Source organism: Pseudomonas sp. SIMBA_067 (assembly GCF_046534675.1).
GTDB classification, from domain to species: Bacteria; Pseudomonadota; Gammaproteobacteria; order Pseudomonadales; family Pseudomonadaceae; genus Aquipseudomonas; species Aquipseudomonas putida.
The window spans coordinates 1-252 of sequence record NZ_JAWRYH010000929.1; the positions used below are offsets into that span (position 1 = coordinate 1).

The window sequence follows — 252 nt, forward strand, 5'->3', positions numbered from 1 at the left end:
TGGCAATGGAATGGAAACTGGCGCTGCCGCTGCATCCAGAATATCGCACACTGCCGATGGTCTGGTACGTGCCGCCTCTGTCTCCGATTCAGTCTGCAGCAGACGCGGGTGAGCTGGGTAGCAACGGCATTCTGCCAGACGTCGAAAGCTTGCGTATTCCGGTACAGTATCTGGCGAATCTGCTGACCGCCGGTGATACCAAACCGGTACTGCGCGCACTGAAACGTATGCTGGCGATGCGTCATTACAAAC

1 pseudogene is annotated in these 252 nt (G+C 56.7%); it reads left to right on the forward strand.

Going from position 1 to position 252, the window contains the following annotated elements:
* Positions 1-252 (forward strand): annotated as a pseudogene (gene narH, locus SB765_RS31930) (nitrate reductase subunit beta); the annotation flags it as partial.